The sequence below is a fragment of the Actinopolymorpha pittospori genome (genome assembly GCF_014873875.1).
GTDB classification, from domain to species: Bacteria; Actinomycetota; Actinomycetes; order Propionibacteriales; family Actinopolymorphaceae; genus Actinopolymorpha; species Actinopolymorpha pittospori.
The window spans coordinates 10,487,786-10,499,498 of the sequence record NZ_JADBEM010000001.1 but is presented as its reverse complement, the minus strand read 5'-3'; the positions used below and the strand labels follow the sequence as shown (position 1 = coordinate 10,499,498).

Genomic DNA, 11,713 nt, shown 5'->3' with positions numbered 1-11,713 from the left:
GCGCGGGGCGGGGTGGGACGGAGCCTTGCGCATGAGCGGTCGTGCGAGCGGACGTACCAGCAGTGCCGTGTCGACCCGGGGTAGCGGGGTGGATCGGCGGCAGTGGCGGTGGGCGGTGCTGGCCTCCATGGCCGACTACATCGACGCCGGTTCGATCGTCGCCGGGTCGGCCGGCCTGGCCCTGTGGGCGACGGCGTACCACCTCAGTAGCGGCACGGTCGGCCTCATCGCGGCGTTCAGTTCCAACGCGATCTCCGCGGGAATCGGCTGCCTCATCGGCGGCTGGCTGGGGGACCGGGTCGGCCGGAAGGCGGTCTACCAGTGGGACCTGCTGATCTACGCGTTCGGCACGCTGTTCATCATTTTCTCCCCCGACCTGGTGGGGCTCCTGATCGGCTTCGTCATCGTCGGGCTCGCGGTCGGCGCGGACATCCCGACGTCCTGGACGCTCATCGCGGAGTTCTCACCCGACCGTGCCCGCGGCAGGCTGCTCGGCCTGACGAACGTGTTCTGGTCTCTTGGGCCGGTACTGACCCTTGCCCTCGCCTGGGCGCTGGCACCGCTCGGCCTGCTCGGTATCCGGATCGTCTTCGCGCACCTGTTCGTCGTGGCCGTGGTCACGTGGTTCCTACGCCGCGGAATGGTGGAGTCCGAACGCTGGAAGGCGACCGCCACGACGACGCGGCAGCGGATGCGGCTGCGAGACTTCACCACCCGCGCCAACCTGCGAGCCTTCGCGTTCGTCTTCGCGATGTTCCTGCCGTGGAACCTGGTCGCCGGGACCGCCGGCTTCTTCTTCCCCTACATCCTGCGCACCGTCGGGGGGCAGGGCCAGGGTGTCAGCGTCGGTCTGCAGGCGTTGGGCTTCCTGGTCGTCACCATCACCACGTCGCTGATCTTCATGCCGTTCAGCGACACCAGGCACCGCAGGCTGCTGTTCGCCGTGGGCGCGGCGCTGCAGGCGATCGCCTACGGTCTGCTGTTCAGCTTCCCGCTGGGCGTGGGCGTCGCGTTCGCCTACATCCTCGTCAACAACATCGGCAGCGGATTCGGGCAGGGTCCGTTCTTCCGGGTGTGGTCCACCGAACTCTTCCCCACCAAGATCAGGGCGACCTCGCAGGCCCTGCTCTACGGAGTGGTGCGCATCCTGATCGGCGGATGGAGCTTCATGGTCCCGGTGCTGGCCGCCACCGGATTCCGTACGCTCGCGTTGATCCTGCTGCTGCTCCTGATCGTGAGCGGTGTCGTCGGCATTGTGTTCATGCCACGAACGGCTGGGAAGTCCCTGGAACAGATCCAGGAGGAGCGCGGCGCGGCCGTCCGGACCTGAGGCCGACGCACCCACTCACCGACCTGCACTCCGCACGAGGTCAGGGGCGATGGCCGATGCAGGAAACCTCTCGTAGCGCTCGCGTTCAGGGACGTGCCGAGTGGTTGACACGGTCCGAGTCGCGATGAACACTGTCCGAGCTTCGATTTGAATCGATACAGCATTCCTCCTCGGCACGTGATCCCATTCGGCGGCAGTGGCCTGAAACCGGGAGGGCCCGCGCATGTTCGCACTCAACCACGTCACGCGCTCGCGGCGCGGTGGCTCGACCCTGACGCGCATGCTCGTGGGCATTGCCGCGTTGGCACTGGCGGCGTCGGCCTGTGGTGGCGGTGAGGAAGCCTCCGACGGCGGTGACGCGACCATCACGTTGGAAGGCCCGAACCAGTGGAACGACAGCGGTTCGTCGTTCGGCCAGCCGTGGGAGGACCTGATCGCGAGGTTCGAGAAGGCGGAGCCGCACATCAAGGTGAAGACCGTGGTGCTGCCGCTGACCAGCTTCGGCCAGACGATCTCGACGCACCTGTCGGCGGGCACGGCGCCGGAACTGGTGTTCAACCAGGCACCCCACCAGCCCTACATGGTGCACCCGCTGGATGAGTACCTTCAGAAGCCGAACCCCTACATCAAGGACGGTCCCGGCAGCGAACGCTGGCTCGACGTCTTCCGCAAGCGCTACTACGGGACCGGAAACCCGTCCAGCCGCAACGCCGAAGGAAAGATCGAGTTCGTCCCCTTCAACCTGGTCGGAATCGGTCTCTTCTACAACAAGGACGCGTTCCAGAAGGCCGGAGTGACCGCGCCGTTCAAGAACTTCGAGGACCTCCTCGACGGGTGCGGAAAGCTCCGGGCCGCGGGCTACACGCCCCTCGCGATGGACCGATCCGACCTCGGCCCCGCGTGGACGATGACGACCATCAGCGGCATGCTCCTCGACAAGTACGTCGACAAGCTCAACACCTACACCGTCGACGGAAAGCCGGGTAAGGCGATGTCGTCGACCGGAAAGCCCACCGTGGCCGGAAAGGCCATGGCCAAAGCGGTCCTGTCCGGTGACCTCACCACCCAAACACCCGAGGTCGTGGAATCCCACAAGCTGATCAAGCGGATGTGGGACGCCTGCGTGGACAAGAACTGGTCCGGCAACACCGAGGGCCTCAACGGCGCCGTCGTCGGCCTGCGCGACTTCGCCGCCGGTAGGTCCGGCATGGCATGGGGCGTCAACTTCGGAGTGAGCGCTCTGAAGGACGTGAAGTTCGACTTCGCCAGCACGCCGTTCCCGCAGATCACCACCGAGTCCACACCGGTGGCGAGTGGCGCGCCGGCCCGGTTCGGTGCCAGCGTCGGCGGGACCAGCTACATGATCCCGTCGACGATCAAGGGCGACAAACTCGACGCCGCGGTGAAGTTCCTGCAGTTCGTCAGTACCCCGGCCAACATCCAGCCATGGCTCGCCGCGACCGGCGGAATCTCCGCGGTCGAGGGAGCGACCGGCGCCGACGAGACCAAGGCCTTCGCCGACGGCACGTGGGGTGACTCGATCCCGCTCGCGGTTCCCGGCGGACCACCCGGGGTGACCACGCTCAGCCTCTACGAAGGGTGGCTGCTCGGCACGAAGTCGCAGACCGCACAGGAGTCCTACCTGCAGGACCTGTGGATCAAGGGGCAACGCCAGGCGGTCAAGGACAACAAGTGGGAGAACGAGCCCTGGGCGAAGCAGTAGACCCCGCGACCGGACCGCGTCGAAGGAGCAACCATGCCCGAAGGGCGCAGACGCTTCCCCTGGTACGTCTATCTCGCGCTTCTGCCACTCTTCGTGACGCTGGCGATGTTCGCCTACTACCCGGCGGTGAGCGGGATCTGGCACTCGTTCTACGAATGGCGACCCGGCTTCGACTCGCCCTTCGTCGGCCTGGACAACTACGTCACGATGCTCGCGGACGACCTGTGGTGGAGGTCGTTCCGCAACCTCGGCTTCATCTTCGTCTTCGGTGTCACCATCGCCTGGGCGATCCCACTCCTCGCCGCCGAACTCGTCATCAGCCTGGAGAGCAAGCGGGCACAGTTCGTGTTCCGCACCCTGCTGATCGCGCCGATGGCCTTCCCCGGCGTGGTCACCGTCCTGCTGTGGGCGGCGATGTACGAACCCAACAACGGTGTCATCAACCGAGTCCTCAAGGGCGTCGGACTCGGCGGGCTGGCCCAGAACTGGGTGGGCGACCCGCACTTCGCGTTGCTGTCCCTGTTGTTCATCGGGTTCCCGTTCGTCGCGGGCCTGCCGTTCCTCGTCTTCCTCACCACCCTGCAGAACGTCTCGAGCGAGGTCTTCGAGGCGGCCGCACTGGACGGCTGCGGACGGCTCCGCAGGCTCACCGCGATCGACCTGCCCCTGATGGCGAGCCAGCTCAAGCTCCTGGTGTTCCTCGCGACCATCAGCGTCCTGCAGTACGGATTCGCCGCCTACCTCCTCACCGGCGGCGGCCCCGACAACGCCACCCAGGTCCCAGTCCTGCGCATGCTCGGCGTCGCGTTCCAGGGCAGCGACTGGGGCTACGCGGCCGCGTTGTCGACGACGTTGTTCGTCATGACCATCCTGCTCAGCATCGTGATCGTCTACGTGCGGAGGAAGGACACCACGGATGTCCGTTCGCTCTGAGATCACCGACACACGACCCGGTGGGAGCCAGCCGGCGCGCCGAGCGCCGTCGCGGCGACACCCTCCCGGAAGAGGTATGACGGGATCGGGTGCCAGGCCCCTCCGCTCGCGCCGTCGGCGAAACCAGCTGCTGATCAAGGCCGTTCTCGCCCTGATCGTGTTCGTGGGCCTGTTTCCGTTCCTGTTCATGCTGGCGACGTCGTTCAAGACCAACCAGCAGTACTACGAGTCCTGGTGGCTGCCGACGCTCCCGCTCCACCTGGAGAACTACACCCGAGCCTGGGAACAGATCCGGCCGTACTTCGTCACCTCGGTGATCGTGGCTGCCGCGGCGATCGTCGGCGCGGTCGTGCTGTGCTCGCTGGCCGCGTTCGTCTTCGCCCGCTACGAGTTCTTCGGCCGCAAGGTTCTGTTCGGACTGGTCGCCGCCCTGCTCATGGTGCCGGGCATCTCCAGCCTGATCCCGATGTTCGTGCTCATGCGCGACCTCGGCCTGCTCAACACACGCGCCGTCCTGGTCATCCCTCACATCGTCGGGGGTGCCGTACTCGGCACGCTGCTGATGAAGACCTTCGTCGAACAGCTGCCCCAGGAGCTGTTCGACGCGGCGCGGGTGGACGGTGCCGGAGGACCGCGCATGTTCGTCTCGATCATGCTGCCGCTGTCGCTGCCGATCCTTGGAACCATCGCGCTGGTGACCGTGATCGGGGTGTGGAACGACTTCTTCTGGCCGCTGCTCACCGTCACCGAGAACGAGCTGCGCACGGTGTCGGCGGGTCTGCAGTTCTTCCAGACCCAGAACGCCACCGAGTACGGCCCGCTGTTCGCCGGCTACGCCATCGCCAGTGTCCCGCTGCTGCTGTTGTTCGTCCTCTTGTCGAAGTACTTCCTCGCCGGGCTCCAGGGCGGCCTGCCCGGCGTCGGGGGCAACCGGTGACCTCCCCCTATCAGAGGATGCCGGCGACCCGTAGGCCACGAGCCACCACCCCTCGCACGGACCACCCGACCTGGAGGTCAGTCATGTCAAGGCGGTTCCTTCGACGGCGCGGACATCGGATCCTGACGGTCGTGGCCTGCGTGCTGGTCGCCATGGTTCCGGCCCTGTCGGCCGTGGCGAGCACGCCGCCGCGGGCGGCGACGACAGCCGGCACCAGCGCCGCGGAAGCAGGCATCACCTCGGTCTCGGCGCGCGACACCACGATCGTCGTCACCGGCACGGTGCCCGACGCGTCGACACCTGTGGCCGTCTACGCCCTCGGGGCGCAGGCGCCGCCGGACAGCTACACCGGGACCGAGCCGGCCGCGTCCACCACCGCGGACGCCTCGGGCGGGTTCACCGCGACGTTGCCGCGCATGGACGCGGCCGGGCAGGACCGGCTCTACGACCAGTACGTCGTCGTCGCCGGCGGCGGAGACTCCGCCCAGCCCGTTGGGGGCCCTCACTACGTCGACAGGCTGGACTTCACCCGAGCCCGCGACTTCGCCTACCCGAAGGCGGCGAGCAAGAAGGGGTTGCAGGTCGAGATGACCGACGACGCCGAGGAACTCGGCGTCCAGCATGCCGGCATCAACGTCGCCTTCAACGAGCTCATGCGCAACGGCCCGGGCGAGGATCCCGGCGCCGTGGTGCCGTTCGAGTCCAACGGTCGTACGTTCTACTTCGACGCCGACGCGGTCGCGAGTCTGGACGGACAGATCAAGCCGCTGTCGGACAACGGCGTCCTCGTCAACCTGATCCTGATCCTCTACCAGGACGCCGACCCGACCTCTGCCTGGCCGATCCTGCACCACCCCGACGCCGAGGTGGGGGGCGGCACCGTCTACGCGTTCAACACCAAGACCGCCGACGGTCTCGCACACTTCACCGCCGCCATGGAGTTCCTCGCCGACCGCTACACCAGAGCGGACGAGAAGTACGGCCGGGCCGTCGGCTACATCGTCGGTAACGAGGTCGACGCCCAGTGGGTGTGGGCCAACTCCGGCGACATGCCCCTGGACGACTTCCTGAGCTACTACGCGAAGGCCGTCCGGATCGCCTGGCAGGCGACACAGAAATACTGGGCCGGCGCCCGTACCTACATCTCCCTCACCCACTGCTGGACGATCGTCTGTGGCACCAATCCGGACCCGGACAACCCGACCCGCTACTACGCGGGCCGAGACGTCATCGACCAGCTCAACGCCCTCACCAAGCACACCGGCGACGTGGGTTGGAGCGTCGCCTACCATCCCTATCCCGAGGACCTCTTCGATCCCGCCTTCTGGAACGACACGACCGCGCAACCCGGGCCTGACACACAGCGCATCACCTTCAAGAACATCGAGGTGCTGCCGGAGTACCTCAGCCAGGACGACCTCCGCTACGACGGTGGGAGCAGGCGGATCATCCTGTCCGAACAGGGTTGCAACACCCCCGGTGACACCGCGGACGCCGAACGCCTCCAGGCGGCCTGCTATGCCTACGCCTACTACAAGGTCCGGTTCCTCGACAGCGTCGACGCGTTCATCCTGCACCGCCACGTCGACCACCAGCAGGAGGGCGGACTCCGCCTCGGCCTGTGGACCTGGGACGACGAGCGGACCGAGGCCGCCCTGCCGGGCCGGCACAAGGAGATCTACGACGTCCTCACCCAGATCGACACCGCGGGCTCGACGCGGGCCACCGACTTCGCCAAGCAGATCATAGGAATCGACGACTGGGCCGATGTCATACCCGGCTTCGACCCGGCCAAGCTCGCCGAACGCGCCGTGCCCACACAGGTGGCCACCCTCCTTGATGCCCGACCCGTCGGGAGCAGCGTGGTCGCCGACTTCGAGGACGGGCCGGATGGCTGGCGTCCCTCCGACAACGCCTCGGCGGTGCAGGGCGTCACCGGCGGCTACACCGGGGCGGGTGCGCTGCGGGTGCGCTTCGACAACGCCGCCCAGTTGCCGGCCTGGTCACGCGACGCCAAGACCTGGAAGGGCGCCGACGTCGTCCTGCCCGAGCCGCTGGACGCCACGGGGACACCCCACCTGAACCTCGCCGTCAAGGTCCCCGAACCGGCCCCGGGCCAGTTCCAGGCGGGCAACGTGTTCTCTGCGAAGGTGCAGGTTTACGCGCGGGACGGGCAGGTGGCCTACGGCGTGGCGCGACTCGATCCCGAGCGGGGCTGGACGTCGCTGTCCCTGGATCTGTCGGACTGGGAGGGGCGTTCGGCGATCCAGCGGATCAAGGTCTGGGTTCGTGGTACGAGCAACGACGACTGGCGCGGCAGCTTCGACCTCGACCACGTCACCCTGGCGCGAAGTGTCGCACCGGCGCCGAGCGGCCTGCGCAACCTCGACGTGTCGGCCACTTTGTCCGACCACCACGCGGTGGGTGCCGCCCTGTCGGTCACCGTCACCAACAACGATGCGCGGGGCCTGGACCACGTCCTCGAACTCCGGCCATGCGACGGGGTGAGTGTCACACCAAGCAGCCTGGACGTGACCGGGCTCGGCACCGGCGAGAGCAGGACCTACCAGACGACCGTGACCGCCTTCGACCCGGCGGACGCCGACCACCCGACCATCTGTGCGACATATCTGCGGCAGGTCATCCGGACGACGTTCACCGTCCCGCCGGCGACACCCACCCAGATCTACGGCTTCGAGACCGGAACCGACGGCTGGGCGGCAGGTGAGAACGTCACGTCCGTCGCTGCCGTGGAGAGGTTCGCCAACGGTCCGCAGGCCCCGCACGGTGGCCGCCGCGCCCTCGAGGCGACCGCCGCGGCGGTTCCGGCCTCCACCCCGAAGACGGTGGCCGTGCACACCGCGACACCGCTGGACCTGTCCGCCGCGCGTACGGTCGTTGCCTGGGTGGACGCCTATGGTGGGGCGACGGGAGCAACCGGCTACGAAGTCAGGTTCATCCTGCTGAGTGGAACGCAGACCCGGACCACCACAGTCTCGAGCTTCCAAGCCGACCGGTGGAACGAAATCAGTCTCGACGTCGAGGACTGGCCCTACCGCGACCGGATCACCGGCATGGAAGTCAGTTTCCGAGCCCTCGGGTCTGACACGCCGTGGAGTCCACGCTTCCAGGTCGACGACGTGACATATCTCGACTGACATCAGCGGGTTCTTCTCAACCGGCCTCGAGGGTCTCCTCGGGGCCGGTTTGTCTGTCTCGAACGGGTGCCGACCTCGCGTCGCACCAAGCACCGCAGCCGTCGCCCCGATCGGGTGAGGAGGGGCATCCCGGTGTCATCCTCACCAACCCGTAGAAGGCGGCGCAGTGCACCCAGGTGTGCCGTTATCCGATCCAGTCAGCCTTTCCTGGCCGGACCTTGGCGTCCTACAGAAGAACCAATGCGGGGGAATCCCGGGAGTTGTGCACCCAAAGCCTCATAGCGTTTCTTTACTTCCAAGTTCCGAAGCGGGGGATGATATGAACTTCGGTTCTGATCGTAGGAAACGTTGGTACGTGGCAGCAATTGGGGGACTTGCCGGGGCGAGCGGCCTGGCGGCGATCGGTGTGGCGTTGGCGACCGACGCGCCGACGACGGGCACGAGTGAGGTGGCCCGCCGGGCGGCCTCGGCGGCCCAGCCCATGGGTGGTGACAGTGGCTCGAAGGACGGTGACAAGGGCAAGGATGACAAGGTCAAGCAGGTGCCCTGTGATCCGGACCTACTGATCGCGGCGCTCGTCCGCGGCAACGCAGAAGGAGTTGCCAACCTCGAACTCGAGCCCAAGTGTGCCTACACGCTCACCGCGTTCGAGGATGACGACGGGCTCCCGGTGATCGTCGGACGTATCAAGATCGACGGCAAGGGCGCGACGATCGTCCGGGCGGCCAACGCCGAGCCGTTCCGTATCTTCAACGTGGCATCTGGCGGCAACCTGACCTTGCGTGATCTGACAGTCAAGGGTGGCGACGCGCGGACCCCGGAAGGTGGTGGTGGCCTCCTGGTCCAGGCGGGCGGCAAGGCGTCCATCGAAGCGAGTGACTTCACACTCAACCGGACGACCGGACTGGGTGGAGCGATCTTCAACCGTGGCGTCACCAGAATCGTCGGCGGCGGCGAGCGCAAGGATGACGCGGAGAAGAACAGCCACGGAGAAGACGACTCCTGGAGCGGTGGGTCGGAGCTCACCCTCAATACCTCCGTGGGTGACGGTGGTGCGATCGCCAACACCGGGGCACTCACCGTGGAGAACGCGCGCCTGACGTACAACAACAGCCTGGCTTCGGGTGGAGCACTGGCCAACGTCGAAGGTGGCGTCGCCAAGATCTCGCGAACCGAGATCGACGGCAACCACGCGTCCGTCGACGGCGGCGGCCTCACCTCCGTCAACACCGACACCAACACACAGCTGCGGGACTCCTCCGTCACGGGCAACACCGCCGGCAACGACGGCGGCGGCCTCACGAACCTCGGTGGGGGCCAGCTGTACGCGCAGCGGGTCGACGTCAGCCACAACACGGCGACCGACGATGGCGGCGGCGTCGCCATCATCGACGGCACGACCGTGATCGAGCGAAGCAAGATCAACGAGAACAACGCACTGACGGGGATGGCCGGCGGTGTGTTCGACGTCGCGGGCGAACTCGTCCTGCGCCACAGTGAGGTCAGCCAGCACAGGGCGTTCGGCCCGGCTGGTCAGGCCGGTGGAATCGCGAACATCGACGGAGACGTGACCCTCACGGACACCCAGGTCGTCGAGAACGCCTCGACCATGGCGCCCGGAGGCATCTTCAACAACAACGACGCCTTCACCGTGGACGACGACTCGACGATCATCAAGAACCGTCCCACCAACTGTGAGGGGAGCCCGAACGACGTCCCGAACTGTTTCGGCTGAGTGGGCCAGGTGACACAGCACCTTCGTCGGACATGCAGGCGCACGACAACTGAATAACGCAGGCCCGGTCCGCGCCCGGAGTCGAGTATGCAACTCGGCTCCGGGCGCGACCGTGTCAGGGGCTGGCCAGACATATATGAGCGGTGCTGTTTTTATGTGCGCTGTTTCGCTGTCGGCATCGAGAAGGTACTGCACAAGACCCGGTCTGGGGATTTCTCGAAGTTGATTTGCCGATTCCTCATAGCGTGGGCCCATCTGTAGCTTCTGGAGTCGGGGGAACGCTAAATGAACTTTGGTTCGGTACGCAGGAAACGCTCGTATCTGGCCGCGATCGGAGGTGTGGCCGGCGCCAGCGGCCTGGCGGCGATTGGTGTGGTACTCAGTGGTCCGCCCGCGGTGGGCGCCAACGAGGCGGCCAGGCAGGCCGTGCCGGCCGCGGGGTCGCGCGGGGGAGACGGTGGTTCGAAGGATGGCGGCTCCGAGGACGGTGACAAGGGCAAGGATCACGACGGCGATGAGGACGGCACGGAGTACGGCGAGGAGGACTGGGCCAGGCGGGTGCCCTGTGACTCCGACCTGCTGATCGCGGCGCTGGTACGGGCGAACGCCAAGGGTGTCGGCCGGCTTGAACTCGAGCCGAAGTGCACCTACACCCTCACCGCGTTCGACGACGACGAGGCCGACCAGCGCAGCGGTCTGCCGGCCATCCTCGGGCGGGTCAGCATCGAGGGAAATGGTGCGACCATCGTCCGCGCAGCCAACGCCGAGCCCTATCGCATCTTCAACGTGGGCTTTGGTGGCAACCTCACCTTGCGGAACCTCACGGTCAAGGGTGGCGACACCCGAAACGAGCTGGGTGGCGGTGCTCTGCTGGTGCAGGAAGGCGGCAGAGCCACCATCAAGGAGAGCAATCTCACCCTCAACCGATCCGCTACCGGTGGCGGTGCGATCAGCAACTTCGGTGTCACCAGGATCGTTGGCGGCGACACGGCGGACGGCAAGCACGGCACGGATGACAAAGAAGCTGAGGACGGCAAGCACGACGCGACCACCGAGATCACGCGGAACAGCGCTGTGCGCGACGGTGGCGCGATCCTCAACGTCGGGTCACTCACGGTGGATCGTGCTCGTCTGAGCGACAACACCAGCCTCGACGACGGGGGTGCGCTGGTGAACAGCGGCGTCGCCAAACTGTCCAGGACCAAGCTCGATCGCAACCACTCGATCGAGGAGGGCGGCGCCATCGCGGCCCTCGGCGCGGCGGCGATCATCGAGCTTCAGGACAGCTCTGTCACCGGCAACAGCAGCGGGGATGCCGGAGGCATCGCCAACGACAATGGTCGGCTCTACCTGCAGCGTACGGAGGTCCGCCACAACACCGCGGCCGACGATGCCGGAGGCGTCCAGAATCTGGTCGGAATAGTGACGGTCGATCAGAGCAGGATCAGTGAGAACTCCGCGCTCGTCGGGCAGGCCGGTGGTTTCGCCAACCTCGGCGGTACTGCGGTTCTGCGAGACAGCGAGGTCAAGCTGAACCGCGCCTTCGGTCCGGCGGGCCTCGGCGCCGGCATCCTCAACATTCAGGGTGACCTCACGCTGACCGACACGCGGGTCGTCGAGAACGCGTCGACACTCCCGCCCGGTGGTATCTCCACCGACGGCCCGATCTCTGTCGACGACGACTCGACGATCATCAAGAACCGTCCGACCAACTGTGCGGGCAACGCGGTGGACGTCCCGAACTGCTTCGGCTGAGCGGACATCGCACGCGAGGCTTCGCTCGGCCGAAGGCCTCATGGACGACAACTGAAGAGCGCGGGTCCGGTTCGCGCCCGCGGTCGAGTAAAAGCTCGGCTGCGGGCGCGACCGCGTCAGGTGCTGGGCCGGACACATGTAC

7 protein-coding genes are annotated in these 11,713 nt (G+C 66.7%); all 7 read left to right on the top strand.

The window, feature by feature from the left end:
* The first annotated feature begins 31 nt into the window (after positions 1-31).
* On the top strand, positions 32-1,330 hold the full coding sequence (locus HEB94_RS48565) for an MFS transporter (protein ID WP_192756103.1): 1,299 nt from the start codon (positions 32-34) through the stop codon (positions 1,328-1,330).
* A gap of 280 nt (positions 1,331-1,610) precedes the next feature.
* The gene (locus HEB94_RS48560; protein ID WP_192756102.1) at positions 1,611-3,053 is read left to right on the top strand and encodes an ABC transporter substrate-binding protein; all 1,443 of its coding nucleotides are present in this window, start codon (positions 1,611-1,613) and stop codon (positions 3,051-3,053) included.
* 33 nt (positions 3,054-3,086) lie between these two features.
* Positions 3,087-3,986 carry a carbohydrate ABC transporter permease gene (locus HEB94_RS48555; protein WP_192756101.1) on the top strand — a complete coding sequence of 300 codons (900 nt, stop codon included), beginning with the start codon at positions 3,087-3,089 and terminating at the stop codon, positions 3,984-3,986.
* 76 nt (positions 3,987-4,062) lie between these two features.
* Positions 4,063-4,923 carry a carbohydrate ABC transporter permease gene (locus tag HEB94_RS48550; protein ID WP_238361820.1) on the top strand — a complete coding sequence of 287 codons (861 nt, stop codon included), beginning with the start codon at positions 4,063-4,065 and terminating at the stop codon, positions 4,921-4,923.
* An 83-nt stretch (positions 4,924-5,006) separates the two neighbouring features.
* Complete coding sequence (locus HEB94_RS48545; protein WP_192756100.1) at positions 5,007-8,081, top strand: DUF5722 domain-containing protein; 3,075 nt, start codon at positions 5,007-5,009, stop codon at positions 8,079-8,081.
* Between the two features lie 355 nt (positions 8,082-8,436).
* Positions 8,437-9,816, top strand: coding sequence for a hypothetical protein (locus tag HEB94_RS48540; RefSeq protein ID WP_192756099.1), 1,380 nt, complete (start codon positions 8,437-8,439; stop codon positions 9,814-9,816).
* A 285-nt stretch (positions 9,817-10,101) separates the two neighbouring features.
* The gene (locus HEB94_RS48535; protein ID WP_192756098.1) at positions 10,102-11,571 is read left to right on the top strand and encodes a hypothetical protein; all 1,470 of its coding nucleotides are present in this window, start codon (positions 10,102-10,104) and stop codon (positions 11,569-11,571) included.
* Positions 11,572-11,713: the final 142 nt, after the last annotated feature.

Bases quoted from the DNA above. Each gene is read 5' to 3' on its own strand.
- HEB94_RS48565 (WP_192756103.1), top strand. From the start codon at position 32: ATGAGCGGTCGTGCGAGCGGACGTACCAGCAGTGCCGTGTCGACCCGG.
- HEB94_RS48560 (WP_192756102.1), top strand. From the start codon at position 1,611: ATGCTCGTGGGCATTGCCGCGTTGGCACTGGCGGCGTCGGCCTGTGGT.
- HEB94_RS48555 (WP_192756101.1), top strand. From the start codon at position 3,087: ATGCCCGAAGGGCGCAGACGCTTCCCCTGGTACGTCTATCTCGCGCTT.
- HEB94_RS48550 (WP_238361820.1), top strand. From the start codon at position 4,063: ATGACGGGATCGGGTGCCAGGCCCCTCCGCTCGCGCCGTCGGCGAAAC.
- HEB94_RS48545 (WP_192756100.1), top strand. From the start codon at position 5,007: ATGTCAAGGCGGTTCCTTCGACGGCGCGGACATCGGATCCTGACGGTC.
- HEB94_RS48535 (WP_192756098.1), top strand. From the start codon at position 10,102: ATGAACTTTGGTTCGGTACGCAGGAAACGCTCGTATCTGGCCGCGATC.